This window comes from Amycolatopsis sp. NPDC024027, from assembly GCF_040638975.1.
GTDB lineage: Bacteria > Actinomycetota > Actinomycetes > Mycobacteriales > Pseudonocardiaceae > Amycolatopsis.
This window is the reverse complement of record NZ_JBEZYY010000017.1, coordinates 37,445-51,798: the sequence shown is the minus strand read 5'-3', so window position 1 is coordinate 51,798 and position 14,354 is coordinate 37,445. Positions and strand designations below refer to the sequence as shown.

Here is a 14,354-nt window from a genome sequence, read left to right as displayed (position 1 = left end):
CCGCCTTCACTCCGGCGTGACGCTCGGGTAGCGGGCCCCAGGCGATTTGGCAGCATAGGGGCGTGTTCTTCGACAAGATCGTCCGCCCGGCGCTGTACCGGCTGTCCTCCCACGACCCCGAGCTGGTGCACGAGCGCACGATCGGCGTCCTGGCCCGGCTCGGGAAAGCCGCGCCCGCGCTGGGTGGCGCACTCCGCGTCGACGACCCGGTGACGGTGCTGGGCCTGCGGTTCCCCAACCGCGTCGGCCTGGCCGCCGGGATGGACAAGAACGGCCGCGCGCTGCCCGCGTGGGCCGCACTCGGCTTCGGGTTCGTCGAGGTCGGCACGGTGACGCGGCTGGCGCAGCCGGGCAACCCGAAGCCGCGGCTGTTCAGCCTCCCGGCGAGCGACGCGGTGATCAACCGCATGGGCTTCAACAACGACGGCGCCGAAGCCCTCGCGGCCAAGCTCGCCCGCGACGGCAAGCCGGGCGTCCCGCTGGGGGTCAGCATCGGCAAGTCGAAGGTGACGCCGCTCGAGGACGCCGTCGAGGACTACCGGTTTTCGCTGCGGGCGCTGCACCCGTACGCGGACTACTTCGCGATCAACGTCAGCTCGCCGAACACGCCGGGACTGCGGCAGCTGCAGGACCGCACCGCGCTCGCCGAACTGCTCGGCGAGCTGCGCTCGACGTCGCTGGAGCTCGCCGGCGGCGGTTCGCCGACGCCGGTGCTGGTGAAGGTCGCGCCCGACCTGACCGACGACGCGCTGGCCGAGCTGCTGGAGGTCGCGCTCGAACACGGCGTCGCCGGGATCATCGCCACGAACACGACGCTGGCGCGCGACGGCATCGCGTCCGCGGAAAGCGGCCTGGCCGGACAGGCGGGAGGACTGTCCGGCCGGCCGCTGACCGCCCGCGCGGCCGAGGTCGTGCGGTTCGTGCACGACCACACCGGCGGGAGCCTGCCGATCATCGGCGTCGGCGGGATCATGGGCCCGGACGACGCGATCCGGCTCGTCGACGCCGGCGCTTCGCTCGTGCAGCTCTACACGGGCTTCGCGCTGCACGGGCCGGGTTTGGTGCGCCGCGTCAGCCGGGGTCTCGCAGCCCGGCGGTAGACGCGAAGCGCACGTAGCCGCGCCAGGACTCGTAGCGCTCCAGGCCGGGGCCCTCCGCGGCCGGGTCGCAGCGCACCGCCAGCGGGGTGGTGCCGTCGGCCAGTTCGACGCGCTCCAGGACGAACGGCGGCTTCAGCGTCGCCGCGAAGCGCTCGAACGCGGCCGGGGACAGCCGCCAGCGCTCGCCGTCGAGGCCGGTGCCGCCGTCGAGGACGCCGGGCTGCGGTGGTTCGGTGTCCAGGAGCACCATCCGGTAGCCGTCGGTGGTCCGGACCGGTCCGGTGAACCGGGCGCCGAGCGCGGTGAGGTCGGCGTTGAGCGGCTGGCCGCGCAGGTGCGCGCCGAACACGACGACGTCCTCCCCCGGCTCGGGGTAGGGCGTCATCGGCTCGTCCGTGCAGACGGTCGCCAGGTCGAGGGCGATCTGGTCTTCGAACGCGCGTGTCAGGAAGGTGACGCCGAAGGGACGGCGATCGCCCGGCAGCACCGGGACGGTCACCGAGGCCACGTCGAGGAGGTTCGCGAAGGCCGTGCAGGAGGCGAGGCGGTGGCCCACGCCGGCCGGGTCGGCCAGCGCTTCGGCGATCCCGGGGTGCTCCGGCACGGTCGGCACGAGGAGGGCGTCGAAGCCGTCGAACCCCTGCTCGGGCCCGGAGATCGGGGTGAGCACGGCGCCGGCCGCGGTCAGCCGGGTGACGACGGTCTTGAGCGCGAGGCTCGCCGCCTCGCCGAGGGGGAGGTCGGCGGGGTAGGCGATCCGCGGGTGCTCACCGGCGCCGAGGCGGACGTCGGCGGGCCAGCTGCGGTCGCCACCGGTCATCAGCGTGAGGGCGCGATGGGCCGCGATCAGGCCGTTCGCGTACACGGACACGGTGTCGGCGGCGGGCAGCAGGCCGCGCGTCGGCTTCACCGCGACGACGGCGTTCAACGCCGCCGGGACGGCACCGCCGGTGCTCAGCGCCAGGTCGACGACGCCGAGCGCGACGGCGACCGCCGCGCCGTTGCCACCGGTCTTGGTGCGGTCCCAGGCGCCGGAGATCGGGGCGGCGCCGGTCTTGCCGAGCACGACGGCACCGGCGGCGGTGAGCCGGGTGACGACCGCGGCGCTGGTTTCCGGGACGCCGTGGCCGGAGGGCTGGGCCGCGACGTCGATCAGGTCCTGGACGGCGATGACCGTGCCGGCCAGCGGGAGGACCTCGCCGGCCTTGACGCGTTCGTCGACGGCCTTGGCGTCGACGAGGACGTCTTCGACGGCGCGGAGGGTGGTCCAGAGTTCGGGGCGGCCGGCCTCGGTGAGGCGTTCGAAGGCCGCGATGACGCGCTGGGAGGCGGTGGGTGGGGTGATCGGCACGGGATCCGGGTCCGGCGGGAGCGTGTTCACGGGGCGTCCTTTCCTCGGCGGTCCAGAAAGTCCACTGTGTACGGTCGGCGCCGGCGGTCCTCAGTGCACGGCGGGCCTCCCGGCGAGTGACACCTCTTCATGCATGACAGAAACGTTAGGGCGTGGACGTTTCCGTAGCCATCAGATTCCGATTACGCCCGGGTTTCGGCACCGGAAGGTGAACAGGGCACGACGCCGGGGTGAAACGCACGATCACGCACACCGCGTGACGACCAGCCGGTACCCCCGGTCGGCGGCCCCCGAACGGCCGAGTTTCAGATCCCAATGGCCCAATACCGGCCCGATCCGCGTGATGATGCCCGAAACTGACGTGACGAGGCGAGAACTCGCGTGACCGGAGCCGGAACTCGCGTGTCTGGAGGGGCATCACGCGTGTCTGGAGGGGCATCTCGCGTGTCTGAGGGGGCATCTCGCGTGATTGGAGAGGCATCGCCGTGATGCCCCTCGGATCACGCGAGATGCCTGTTGGCACACGCGTGATGCCCCTTCCGTCACGCGGGTTGCGCGGGGTCAGGAGAGTTCGCGGAGGGCCATTGCGAGGCCGGCCAGGCGGTCGGTGGCGTCGGTGAGGGCCTGCTTGGACGTCACCAGGCCGTCGCCGGCCGCGGCGACCGTGTGGCCAGCCGCGGCGACCAGGCCGCGGTAGCCCTCGAGGCCGTCGTCGAGCTGCTCGCGGAGCTTGGCCACCGCCGCGTCCAGGGCCGCCTTCTCGCGGGCGGGTGCCGAGTCGCGGCCGCGCTCGATCGCCTGGATGCGGGCCGCCAGGCCGCGCAAGGCGGCCGCCGCTTCGGTGGCCGTCTGGCGGGCGTCGGCGACGGACACCTCCGAGACCTGAAGCGTCCCCAGCGAAGTCGGCACCGAGAGCTGGCGCAGCAGCTCCGTCAGCGAGGCCTCGCACTCGGCGAGACGCTCCATCGGCTCACGGGCCGCCGAGCGGGCGGGCGGCAGCGGCGGCGGTCCGGCCGGCGCCGCCGGGATCGGGGTGCGCTTGAGTTCACGCAGCTTGAGGCCGGAGCGGACGCTGAACGTGCCGAAGATGACGGCTCCCGCGAACGCCGTGATCGCCTGCGGCATCATCGCGGCGTGGGTCGGGCTGATCCAGCCCACCGCGGCGGCCACCGTCACGACCGCGCACAGGATCGTCAGGATGATCCACAACGTCAGCGCCTTCGACGTCCGGCGCTTGCGGCGTTCGAGCTTCGCGGCCGGGTGGTTCCAGCGGTCCCACTTGGCCCGGGCCTCGGCGAACGCCGGGACCTGGCTCGCCATGGACGACAGCGAGGACGTCATGTCGGGCCGCCGGACCGGCGGCCGCTGCAGCGGGTTCGGGCGCCGCGGGGCGGGCTTCCCGCCGGCCTGCTCGGCCGGCGGGAAGTACTTCTGCACCTTCTGGAGGTGTTCCTGGGCGCGCACCGCGTAGTCGGGCAGCTTCTCGATGTGCTTCTCCAGCTTCGCGCTCAGCTCACTGAAGTCACGCCGCCTGCCCTGCTGCCCCATGGTGCTCGCCCCCTCGGTGTCGTCAGGCCGGGTTCTTGCCCTGCTCGGCCTGTACCCGTGCCTGGATCTCACGCTGGATGTCGGCCTGGCTGCTCGCCGCCGGAGCCGCCTTGCCGCCGTCGGTCACCTGGGCGACCGAGTCACCGTGCATCGACGCGCGGATCTGCTGCAGCCGCGACTGGCCGGCCATCTGCGTGGTGGAGGCCTGGACCTCCATCATGCGCCCTTGGACCGAGTTCTGCGCCAGTTCGGCCGAGCCCAGCGCCGTGGTGTAGCGCTTCTCGATCTTGTCGCGGACCTCTTCCAGCGACGGCGTGTTGCCCGGCGCGGCCAGCTGGCTCATCTGGTTCAGCGAAGCGGAGACCTGCTCCTGCATCTTCGCCTGCTCCAGCTGCGAGAGCAGCTTGGTGCGCTCGGCCAGCTTCTGCTGCAGCATCTGCGAGTTGCGCTCCACGGCCTTCTTGGCCTGGGCCGCGGCCTGCAGCGACTGGTCGTGCAGCGTCTTCAGGTCCTCGATGCTCTGCTCGGCCGTGACGAGCTGCGTCGCGAAGCTCTCCGCGGCGTTCTCGAACTCGGTGGCCTTCTGCTCGTCACCCTTGCCGCGCGCCTCGTCCGCGAGGACGAGCGCCTGCCGGGTGGAAGCCTGGAGCTTCTCGACCTCGCCGAGCTGCCGGTTGAGCTTCATCTCCAGCTGCCGCTGGTTGCCGATCACGGAGGCGGCCTGCTGCGTCAGCGCCTGGTGGTTGCGCTGCGCCTCCTCGATGGCCTGCTGGATCTGTACCTTCGGGTCGGCGTGCTCGTCGATCTTCGACGAGAACGCCGCCATCATGTACTTCCAGAACTTCACGAACGGGTTGGCCATCTCCTCCGCCTGCCTTCTTGCGTCCCACGGGCCTTGGTACTCGGGGTGGGGCGTCACTCCCCTGCATCTGCAACGCACCGACCCCGGCGTCGGGTTCCATCGTGTCAGGTCGGCCACGTCCGTTCCAGGCGACCCCGGGGGATTTCAGGGTTCGTCCCTGATCACCCCTGGAGGTAACGCCGACGGCCCCGGGCGGGTTGCCCGGGGCCGTCGGCCGAAATCAGGGGTGAAACGGTGCTCGAAGCCACCGCTGGCGGCGGCGAGCAGGCCTCGCCCCCGCCACACCTCACGCGGCGATCGTGGACGCCAGCTTCGGCTGCCCGATCGTCGTCCGCAACGTCGTGTTCATCCTCGGCGCGGGCGAAATCCGCAGGTCGGCGAGGTCGTTGCCGATCAGTTCCGACATCAGGCGGCCGCCTTCGATGCCGGCCGCCGAGGCTTCGGCGCCCCGCTTCTCCCGGGGCGTGCCTTCCACGATCCGCTCGTCGACCGGTGGGACCTCGACGTTGTCGAGAGCCGAAACATCCGCCGCCACGTGGTGCAGCAGCTCGCCGAGCGGAAGGTCCAGGGCCTGGCAGATGGACGCGAGCAGTTCGCTCGACGCCTCCTTCTGGCCCCGCTCGACCTCCGAGAGGTAGCCGAGGCTGACCCTGGCGGCGCGGGAGATGTCGCGCAGCGTACGACGCTGGTTGGTGCGGGCATGACGGAGCCGATCACCGATCGCCTCACGCAACAGCACGGTCATCACGCGCCTCCCTTCCGAACAAGTACCCCCTACGTTACCCAGAGCGGCACCCCGGGCGCAGGAGTTGGTGTGCACGTACGCCAAGGGCGAACGCGTATTTCACCCCAAATGTTCCCCGAGCAGGGCAAACGCGGCCAAGACCGACTCGGTCCTGATCAAGTCGCGATCGCCGCTCAAGGCCAGGGTTCGGACTGTACGTGTTCCCGGCCCGGCGAGCCCGACGTGCACGGTGCCCGGTTCGACGCCGTCCTGCGCCGACGGACCGGCCACGCCGGTGAGCCCGAGGCCCCAGGTGGCGCCGCACCGGTCTCGGGCGCCCTCGGCCAGCTGGGCGGCCACCTCGGGGTGGACGGCGCCGTGCTCGGCCAGCAGCCCGGGGTCGACGCCGGCCAGGGCGGTCTTCAGCTCGGTCGCGTAGACGACCAGGCCGCCGCGCAGCGCCGCGCTCGCCCCGGGCACGCGCGCGAGGGTGGCGCAGACGAGCCCGGCGGTCAGCGACTCGGCCGCCGCGACCGTCTCGCCCCGCGCGGTGAGCGCGCCGACGAGCCCGGCAGCCTGCTCATCCGCCGGAGGTCGCGAATGACTCATTCGGGACGCCGGAGGCCGCGAATGAGTCATTCGCGGCACCTCGGCCCAGGTAGGAGGAGCAGGTGCCGGAAAGCCCCGGCAGCGCCGCACCCCGCCACCCCGCGCGCAGCCCGGCCCGCCGGAGGTCGCGAATGAGTCATTCGCGACGCTGGAGGTCCCGAATGAGTCATTCGCGGCACGTCGGCCACCTTCAGCTACCGGTGACCCGGCGCCCGGCGGCCCGCAGCCGGACCGCCCGCACCAGGTAGTCGACGCCGGTGACCACGGTCAGCACCAGTGCCAGCCCCATCAACGCCCACCGCACCGGGTCCGCCCCCGCCGGCAGCGGCAGCAGGTACGCCGTGATCGCGGCGATCTGCGCCATCGTCTTGGCCTTCCCGCCCCGGCTGGCCGGGATCACGCCGTGCCGGATCACCCAGAACCGCAGCAGCGTCACGCCGATTTCGCGGACCGCGATGACGATCGTGACCCACCAGCCGAGCTCGCCCAGCACGCTCAGCCCGACCAGCGCGGCGCCGGTCAGCGCCTTGTCCGCGATCGGGTCGGCGATCTTGCCGAAGTCGGTGATCAGGCCGTACTTGCGGGCCACCCAGCCGTCCAGCTGGTCGGTGGCCGAGGCGATCGCGAACAGCCCGGTGGCGAGCGCGCGCCAGGTCGTGTCGTGACCGTCGCCGACGAACAGCGCGGCGACGAACAACGGCACCAGGACCAGCCGCGACAGCGTCAGGAGGTTCGCGAGGTTGAGCGTCGGGACCGGGGTCGGCTCCGGGACCTGGGCGGGGGCATCGCGGGCCAGGCCCTCGTCGGCGGCGTCGCTGGGGAGCGCACTCACCGGACGGCGTCCGGTACCGCGCGGACGATCAGGTCCACGCCCGCCGAGTCCACGACCTCGCAGCGCAGGAAGTCACCGACCTGCACCTTCTCCGGCGCGTCGAGGATGATGCACTCGCCGTCGACCTCGGGGGCCTGGTGCGCCGCGCGGCCGGTGAGCTCGCCGTCGTCGTCCAGCTCCACCAGGACGTCGACGAAGGTGCCGATCCGGTCCTCCGCACGCTGGGTGGTCAGCTCCTCGACCAGCGCCGAGATCCGGGTGACGCGCTCGGCGACGTCCTGGGGATCGAGCTTGCCGTCGAACGTCTCGGCCTCGGTGCCGTCCTCGTCCGAGTAGCCGAAGACGCCGACGGCGTCGAGGCGCGCGCCCGTCAGGAACCGCTCGAGCTCGGCCAGGTCGTGCTCGGTCTCGCCGGGGAACCCGACGATCACGTTGGTCCGGATGCCCGCCTCGGGCGCGTACTCGCGGATCTGCTCGCACAGCGCCAGGAACGAGTCCGTCGAGCCGAACCGGCGCATCCGGCGCAGCACCTGCTCGCTGGAGTGCTGGAACGACAGGTCGAAGTACTCCGCGACACCCGGCGTGGTCGCGATGGCCTTGACCAGCTGCGGGCGCGTTTCGGCCGGCTGCAGGTAGGACACGCGGACGCGCTCGATGCCGTCGATCTCCGCCAGCCGCGGCAGCAGGCGCTCCAGCGCGGTGGCGCCGTCGCGGCCGAAGTCCTTGCCGTAGGACGTCGAGTTCTCGCTGACCAGGAACAGCTCCTTGACGCCGTGCTCGGCCAGCCACATCGCCTCGGCGACGATCTCGTCCGGCTGCCGCGACACGAACGAGCCGCGGAACGACGGGATCGCGCAGAACGAGCAGCGCCGGTCGCAGCCGGAAGCGATCTTCAGCGCGGCCACCGGCGAGTCGTCGAGGCGCGTGCGCAGCACCCGCGGACCCCAGCCGTGGCCCGGGACCTCGACCTTCTCCGCGGCGGCGGGCCGCTCGACCGGGCTGATCGGGAGCAGCTTGCGGCGGTCGCCCGGCGTGTGCGAGGCGATCTTGCGGCCGGCGACGACGTCGTCGAGCCGGGCCGAGAGGTCGGCGTAGTGGTCGAAGCCCAGCACCGCGTCGGCCTCCGGGAGGCTGTCGGCGAGCTCGTGGCCGTAGCGCTCGGCCATGCAGCCGACGGCGACGACCTTCTTGCCCGTGTCGGACGCGGCGAGCAGCGTGTCGACGGAGTCCTTCTTGGCCGACTCGACGAAGCCGCAGGTGTTGACCACCACGACGTCGGACTCTTCGGGGTCGGCCGCCAGCTCCCAGCCGCCGGCCGCGAGCCGGCCCGCCAGCTCCTCCGAGTCGACCTCGTTGCGGGCGCAGCCCAGGGTCAGCAGGGAGACGCGTCGGGTGGCGGCTGGGTCCGTGGCAGGGGAAGGCACGAAGTTCAGGGTAGCCGCCGGTCCCGGGCGGCCCGACGACGGCGTAGCCCGGTCGTGACAACCGGGGCTTCGCCCCGGGCCGGGGGCTCCGCCACCCGGACCCCCGAAAAGCAAGCTGTGTCGCCGCGCGCGCCGGAGGATGTGGCAGGGTGGACGATCGTGCCGTCCGACTCCCTCCGCCCGACCGTCCGCCGCGCCCGGATCGCCGACGTGCGCAAGATCAAGGCCCTGGTCGACTCGGACGCGGGCCGCGTCCTGCTGGAGAAAGACCTGGTCACGCTGTACGAAGCGGTCCAGGAGTTCTGGGTCGCCGAAGTGGGTGACGAAGTGGTCGGGGCGGCCGCGCTGCACGTGCTCTGGGAGGACATCGCCGAGCTGCGCACCGTCGTGGTCGACAAGGCCGTCCGCGGCCAGGGGGTCGGGCGGGTGCTCGTGGCCCGCTTGGTCGACGAAGCACGTGAGCTCGGTCTCAAACGGCTGTTCGTGCTGACGTTCGAGACCCGCTTCTTCACCGGGCACGGGTTCGTGGAGATCGACGGCACGCCGGTGTCGCACGAGGTCTACGAGGAGATGCGGCGGTCGCACGACACCGGCGTCGCCGAATTCCTCGACCTCCCCTACGTCAAGCCGAACACCCTGGGCAATTCGCGCATGTTGCTCGAACTCTGAGGGAAAACCTCGACTCTGCGTGAAAACCTCCTTTCGGGCGGTGACGTGCGCCACCCGCCTGCCCGAAGCTGATCGGGCACTTGTCCTCCGATCGGCAAGGGAAGCACGCGATGCGCACGACACTGCGGAACCTGGGGGCCACCTTGACGGTGGCCGTTTCTGTCGGCGCGGGTGCCCTGCTGGGCACCGGCACCGCGGCCGCCGTCGACATTCCGGCGGTCACCGACCAGTACCTCTTCTCGACGTCCCTGTCCGGCTTCGAAACGATCCGGAACTCCGCGCCGTACTCCGGCCAGCTCGACTGGTCGTCCGACGGCTGTTCGTGGTCGCCGGACACCCCGTTCGGCTGGCAGTTCCTGCCGGGCTGCCACCGGCACGACTTCGGCTACCGCAACTACAAGAAGCAGGGCCGGTTCACCTCGGCGAACCGGCTGAAGATCGACGACAACCTCTACACCGACCTGAAGAGCGTCTGCGGGTCCAACATCGCCTGCAAGGGCGCGGCTTGGACGTACTACCAGGCGGTCCGCAAGTTCGGCGGCTGAGCCCCGGCGGCCCGGGCCGCGTCCTAGGCCCGGGCCCGTCAGGATGGGCTCATGGACACAGATCATCTTCTGAGCACCACCCGCGCGATCCGCCGGAAGCTCGACCTCGACCGGCCGGTGGAACCCGAGGTCGTCGAGGAGTGCCTGAACCTGGCGCTGCAGGCGCCGACGCCCGGCAACGTCCAGGCCTGGCGCTGGCTCGTGGTGCGCGACCAGGACGTGAAGAACCGGCTCGGCGCGATCTTCCGCGAAGTCGGCGAGGCCTACCTGGCGGAACGGGCGAGTGCCGCGCCGTCGCGGGCGCAGGCCTCCGGACGGCACCTGATCGACGTGATCGAGCGCGTCCCGGTCTTCGTGATCCCGGTCCTGGCCGGCCGCCCGGCCGGAGACAACGCCGTCGACGCGGCCTTCTACGGAGGCATCTTCCCGGCGGTGTGGAGCTTCCAGCTGGCGCTGCGCTCGCGAGGGCTGGGCTCGACGCTCACGACGTACCACCTGGCGCGGGAGGCCGAAGCCGCGGAGATCCTCGGTATCCCGGACGGCCACACGCAGGCCGGGCTGCTGCCGGTGGCGTACACGACGGTGCCGGACTTCAAGCCGGCGCCGCGCACGCCGCTGTCCGAAGTGGCCTTCCTCGACCACTGGGGCACGCCGCTCAGCTGATCCGGACGGTGGCCTCCCCGCCGTCCTCGCTGACGGACACCAGCTCGACCCGGCTGCCGGCGAACGACGTCGCCTGCGGGCCGGTGCGCAAGCCGCTGTGCAGCTCGGCCGTGGTGCTCTCGCCGCGGCCGGGCTGCTTCAGCAGGAACGCGAGGGTCGCCTCGCCCTGCCAGATGCACTGCATGCCGGGCCGGCACCGTGAGTCGGCGACAACCCGCGTGTAGCGCACGGTGAGGTCCTTCCCCTGCACGGCGGCCTCCTGCCCGAGCCGCAGGGTGACGTCGGGCCCGGCCGGGGCACTCACGGTCGACGGCGCCGGGGCGGGCCCGGCGGCGGCGGGCCGCCCCGCGGCGACCGAGCTCCCGGCGCCCACCGTGACGACGGCGAAGGCGAACAGTCCGGCTACGAATCGCTGTAGGTCCACGTGCTGTGGACGGAACGGACCGAGCCCGGGTTGCACGCGCTACTCGTCGTCGTCACTCGCGTCGGCGTCCACCGGGCCGCCGCCGCGGATCATGAACAGGACCGACTCCAGTTCCTCCGGCTTGATCAGCACGTCGCGGGCCTTCGAGCCCTCCGACGGGCCCACCACGCCGCGGCTCTCCAGCAGGTCCATCAGGCGGCCCGCCTTCGCGAACCCGACCCGCAGCTTGCGCTGCAGCATCGACGTCGAGCCGAACTGGGACGTCACGATCAGCTCCGCCGCCTGCAGCAGGACGTCGAGGTCGTCGCCGATGTCCGGGTCGATCTCCTTCTTCTCGCCGGCCTTCTGCGCGGTGACGCCGTCCTGGTAGTCCGGCTGCGCCTGCTCCTTGGCGTAGTTGACGACCGCGGAAATCTCTTCGTCGCCGACGAACGCGCCCTGGATGCGGACCGGTTTCCCGGCGCCCATCGGCAGGTACAGGGCGTCGCCCATGCCGATCAGCTTCTCCGCGCCCGGCTGATCCAAAATCACCCGCGAGTCGGTCAGCGACGACGTCGCGAAGGCCAGCCGCGAAGGCACGTTGGTCTTGATCAGGCCGGTGACGACGTCGACCGACGGCCGCTGGGTGGCCAGGACCAGGTGGATACCGGCCGCGCGGGCCTTCTGGGTGATCCGGACGATCGCGTCCTCGACGTCGCGCGGGGCGGTCATCATCAGGTCGGCGAGCTCGTCGACGATCGCCATGATGTACGGGTACGGCCGGTACTCGCGCTCGGACCCCGGCGGCGCGGTGATCTCGCCCGAACGCACCTTCTTGTTGTAGTCGTCGATGTGCCGGACCTTGTTGACCTGCATGTCCTGGTAGCGCTGCTCCATCTCCTCCACCAGCCAGGCCAGCGCGGCGGCGGCCTTCTTCGGCTGGGTGATGATAGGCGTGATCAGGTGCGGGATGCCCTCGTACGGCGTCAGCTCGACCATCTTCGGGTCGATCAGGATCATCCGGCACTCGTCCGGCGTCGCCCGCGCGAGCAGCGACACCAGCATCGAGTTGACGAAGCTCGACTTACCGGAACCGGTGGAACCGGCGACCAGCAGGTGGGGCATCTTCGTCAGGTTCGCGGTGACGAAGTGGCCCTCGATGTCCTTGCCGAGGCCGATCACCATCGGGTGGTTGTCCTTGACCGTGGACGGCGCGCGCAGGACGTCACCCAGGCGGACCATCTCGCGGTCGGAGTTGGGCACCTCGATGCCGACCGCGGACTTGCCCGGGATCGGCGCCAGCAGCCGGACGTTGTCGGTGGCCACCGCGTAGGCGATGTTCTTGGTCAGCGCGGTGATCTTCTCGACCTTCACGCCCGGGCCGAGCTCGACCTCGTAGCGCGTGACCGTCGGGCCGCGGGTGAAACCGGTGACCTGCGCGTCGACGTTGAACTGCTCCAGCACGCCGGTGATCGCCTCGATCATGGCGTCGTTGGCCTTGCTGCGGGACTTCGGTGCGTCGCCGAGCTTCAGCAGGTCGGGTGGCGGGAGCTGGTAGTCGCCCTCGACCGTGCGGGTGACCGCGAGCGGCGGTTCCGGGGTCTTCTTCGGCTTCTTCTCCGGGACCTCGGCGGGCGGCTTGGGCAGGGCCTTCGGCGGCTTGATCGGCGTCGGCACCTCGGCGAGGGCGGCGTCGAGGTCGAGCTGCCCGGCGGCCTCGGCGGCTTGGCGGCGCCGCGACGGCTTGCGCAGCCGCGCGGACTTCGGGTCGGTCTCGGTGACGGCGTCCTCGTCGGTCGCGAAGCCCGGGCGCTGGGCCTCGGCTTCGGCGAGCTCCTCTTCGTCGAGGCCCCAGTGGCGCAGCCGGTGCGGGATCTCGCGGACCGGCGTGCCGGTGAACACGAGCACGCCGAAGAACAGCGCGAGGATCAGCAGCGGCACGGCGACCCAGGTGGTGACGCCCATGGTGAGCAGGCCGCCGGAGAAGGCGCCGACGATGCCGCCGGCGTACATCCGGTCGTCGTTGGTGTCGGGCAGCGCGGTGAAGATGTGCAGCATCCCGAGCACGGACAGGACGACCATGATCGTGCCGACCACCATCCGCGGCCGCGTCTCCGGGTGCGGTTCGGACCGCATCAGCGCGACGGCGACGACGCCCAGGACCAGCGGCAACGTGACCGCTCCGGCGCCGAGGACGGTCCGGGTGGCGATCTCCACCCCGGTGCCGATCGGCCCGGCCGCCCGCCACCAGACGCCGACGGCCGCGACGATGCCGAGGCCGATCAGGCCCAGCGCGAGCCCGTCGCGGCGGTGTTCCGGCTCGAGCTCCCGGGTGCGGCCGACCGTGCGGGCCAGCGTGCCCAGGCCCTTGGCCAGCAGGTTCCAGGTCCCCCGGACGCCCTTGCCGAAGATTCCGGGCGTCTTGCGGCGCGAGCGTGGTGGAGGCTTGCGAGTGGACGACGTACGAGGCTTCGCGGGTGTACGCGGCTTACGCGCCGCTGCCCCCTTCGCGCCGCTTCCCGTGCTTCTCTTCCTCGTCGCCGACCCAGCCATGGCTCCAACGGTAACTCGCATTGCTGCTTAGCCCCGTGTGCCACTCTCGGCCCAAGGTGAACTTCTGCCTCACACCGCCGGTCGATCGGCCATCCGGGTGATGGGGAGGTCCGCCCGACGCAGTGAATGACTCATTCCTGTCGTCGGATGACAGGAATGAGTCATTCACTGCGTTCAGGACCGTGGTAGCGCAAACGGGTGAAATCGGCGTCTGCCATGCTCTGCCCCATGCTCGCGCTGCGCACCGACGAACCGCCCCGCCGTGCTCCCGCCATCTGGCGGACCATGCTGAACATCGACCGCGGGCTGGTGAACCTCGTCGGGCGGCTGACCGTCAGCGGCCGGGTGCCCGCGCAGCTGCGGGGCAAGCCGCTGCTCATGGCCGCGAACCACATCGGCGTGTTCGACGCCTTCGTGCTGATGGCGGCGTGCAAGCGGATCGGCATCAACCCGCGGTTCATGCTGGCCGGCGGCATCCTCGACGCGCCCGTGATCGGGCCGGCGCTGCGGGTCAGCGGGCACCTGCGGGTCGACCGCAAGCACGCCGGGACCGCCGTCGGGCAGTTCGCCGAGGCCGTCGAGGCGATGAAGACCACGCGCGAGCCGATCGTCGTCTACCCCGAGGGCCGGATCAGCCACGACCCCGGCCTGTGGCCGGAGCGCGGCAAGACCGGCGCGGCGCGGCTGGCGCTGGCGGCGGGCGTGCCGGTGATCCCGATCAGCCAGTGGGGCGCGCACGAGGCCGTCTACTGGGGCACCGAGACCGTCAACGGCCCGGCGGACCTGGTCCCGCTGGCCCGCTCGGGGCTCAGCGCCCCGCTGCGCCGCCCGCGGTTCCGCGTGCACTTCGGCGACCCCGTCGACCTTTCGGACATCGACACCCAGCGGCCCGGCGCCGGGGTGCGCGCGCACGCGAAGATCATGCAGGCCATCACCGACGGCCTCGTCCCGCTGCGCCGCGACGAGCTGGACCGGCCCAAGTTCCACGACCCGACCCGGCCGACCGACACGGTCAGCCCCTGGAAGCCGCCGTCCGTATTGTGAGACGCGCGGGCGAGCGGCCCTAGAGTC

The 14,354-nt window shown here is 71.6% G+C and carries 14 protein-coding genes; 5 read left to right on the top strand and 9 right to left on the bottom strand.

The window, feature by feature from the left end; all coding sequences use genetic code 11:
* The first annotated feature begins 62 nt into the window (after positions 1 to 62).
* Entirely contained in the window at positions 63 to 1,100 is a 1,038-nt protein-coding gene (locus AB0F52_RS34100; RefSeq protein WP_360179977.1) for a quinone-dependent dihydroorotate dehydrogenase, read from the top strand.
* Here the strand turns inward: AB0F52_RS34100 and AB0F52_RS34095 are convergent.
* From AB0F52_RS34095 to rimO, 7 genes are all read right to left on the bottom strand, one after another.
* On the bottom strand, positions 1,072 to 2,481 hold the full coding sequence (locus AB0F52_RS34095) for an amidase family protein (protein ID WP_360179975.1): 1,410 nt from the start codon (positions 2,479 to 2,481) through the stop codon (positions 1,072 to 1,074). The two genes, AB0F52_RS34100 and AB0F52_RS34095, sit on opposite strands and share 29 nt — an antisense overlap.
* Positions 2,482 to 3,012: 531 nt before the next feature.
* The gene (locus tag AB0F52_RS34090; protein ID WP_360179973.1) at positions 3,013 to 3,999 is read right to left on the bottom strand and encodes a hypothetical protein; all 987 of its coding nucleotides are present in this window, start codon (positions 3,997 to 3,999) and stop codon (positions 3,013 to 3,015) included.
* A 22-nt stretch (positions 4,000 to 4,021) separates the two neighbouring features.
* Positions 4,022 to 4,861 carry a PspA/IM30 family protein gene (locus AB0F52_RS34085; protein WP_103335140.1) on the bottom strand — a complete coding sequence of 280 codons (840 nt, stop codon included), beginning with the start codon at positions 4,859 to 4,861 and terminating at the stop codon, positions 4,022 to 4,024.
* Between the two features lie 286 nt (positions 4,862 to 5,147).
* Positions 5,148 to 5,606: a helix-turn-helix transcriptional regulator gene (locus tag AB0F52_RS34080; protein ID WP_360179971.1), complete on the bottom strand. Its 459-nt coding sequence runs from the start codon at positions 5,604 to 5,606 to the stop codon at positions 5,148 to 5,150.
* 99 nt (positions 5,607 to 5,705) lie between these two features.
* Entirely contained in the window at positions 5,706 to 6,194 is a 489-nt protein-coding gene (locus tag AB0F52_RS34075) for a CinA family protein (RefSeq protein ID WP_360179969.1), read from the bottom strand.
* A gap of 190 nt (positions 6,195 to 6,384) precedes the next feature.
* On the bottom strand, positions 6,385 to 7,026 hold the full coding sequence (pgsA, locus tag AB0F52_RS34070) for a CDP-diacylglycerol--glycerol-3-phosphate 3-phosphatidyltransferase (RefSeq protein WP_360179967.1): 642 nt from the start codon (positions 7,024 to 7,026) through the stop codon (positions 6,385 to 6,387).
* Entirely contained in the window at positions 7,023 to 8,450 is a 1,428-nt protein-coding gene (gene rimO, locus AB0F52_RS34065) for a 30S ribosomal protein S12 methylthiotransferase RimO (RefSeq protein WP_360179965.1), read from the bottom strand. The genes pgsA and rimO overlap by 4 nt, the downstream gene beginning before the upstream one ends.
* Before the next feature lie 159 nt (positions 8,451 to 8,609).
* On the opposite strand from rimO, the gene AB0F52_RS34060 reads away from it, so the two are divergent.
* From AB0F52_RS34060 to AB0F52_RS34050, 3 genes are all read left to right on the top strand, one after another.
* Positions 8,610 to 9,119 carry an amino-acid N-acetyltransferase gene (locus AB0F52_RS34060; RefSeq protein WP_360179963.1) on the top strand — a complete coding sequence of 170 codons (510 nt, stop codon included), beginning with the start codon at positions 8,610 to 8,612 and terminating at the stop codon, positions 9,117 to 9,119.
* Positions 9,120 to 9,229: 110 nt separating this feature from the next.
* The gene (locus AB0F52_RS34055) at positions 9,230 to 9,664 is read left to right on the top strand and encodes a phospholipase (RefSeq protein WP_360179961.1); all 435 of its coding nucleotides are present in this window, start codon (positions 9,230 to 9,232) and stop codon (positions 9,662 to 9,664) included.
* 51 nt (positions 9,665 to 9,715) lie between these two features.
* Positions 9,716 to 10,327: a nitroreductase family protein gene (locus AB0F52_RS34050; protein WP_360179959.1), complete on the top strand. Its 612-nt coding sequence runs from the start codon at positions 9,716 to 9,718 to the stop codon at positions 10,325 to 10,327.
* Here the strand turns inward: AB0F52_RS34050 and AB0F52_RS34045 are convergent.
* Both AB0F52_RS34045 and AB0F52_RS34040 read right to left on the bottom strand, forming a co-directional pair.
* Positions 10,320 to 10,751, bottom strand: a complete 432-nt coding sequence (locus AB0F52_RS34045) for a hypothetical protein (protein ID WP_360179957.1) — start codon at positions 10,749 to 10,751, stop codon at positions 10,320 to 10,322. The genes AB0F52_RS34050 and AB0F52_RS34045 overlap by 8 nt on opposite strands.
* Positions 10,752 to 10,790: 39 nt before the next feature.
* Entirely contained in the window at positions 10,791 to 13,283 is a 2,493-nt protein-coding gene (locus AB0F52_RS34040; RefSeq protein ID WP_360179955.1) for a DNA translocase FtsK 4TM domain-containing protein, read from the bottom strand.
* A 228-nt stretch (positions 13,284 to 13,511) separates the two neighbouring features.
* Here AB0F52_RS34040 and AB0F52_RS34035 point away from each other — a divergent pair, with 228 nt between their 5' ends.
* The gene (locus AB0F52_RS34035; RefSeq protein WP_233225498.1) at positions 13,512 to 14,327 is read left to right on the top strand and encodes a lysophospholipid acyltransferase family protein; all 816 of its coding nucleotides are present in this window, start codon (positions 13,512 to 13,514) and stop codon (positions 14,325 to 14,327) included.
* Positions 14,328 to 14,354 lie beyond the last annotated feature (27 nt).